This is a genomic window from Neisseria sp. P0009.S010, assembly GCF_051958545.1.
Lineage (GTDB): Bacteria > Pseudomonadota > Gammaproteobacteria > Burkholderiales > Neisseriaceae > Neisseria > Neisseria subflava_A.
Map to the genome: position 1 here is coordinate 1 of NZ_JBQCVH010000072.1, position 222 is coordinate 222.

1 pseudogene is annotated in these 222 nt (G+C 50.0%); it reads right to left on the reverse strand.

Going from position 1 to position 222, the window contains the following annotated elements:
- Positions 1-222 (reverse strand): annotated as a pseudogene (locus ACTHSN_RS10950) (transposase); the annotation flags it as partial.

A 222-nucleotide genomic window follows, 5' to 3' on the forward strand; every position in this document is an offset into this window, starting at 1 on the left:
CATTCATGGGCATTGGCAGGGGTAATGTGCAGTTTCTCAATATAGCCTTCCGCATCGGTACGGGTATGTTGTTTGTAACCGAGTTTGTAGAGGCGTTTTTCTTTATCCAACGGGCATCGCTGTCTTTACTCGGTGTGGTTTGGCCGCTGACTTGTCCTTCTTCATCGACTTCTATGGCCTGACGCTGTTTGCTGCCGGCGGTCTGAATAATGGTGGCGTCAA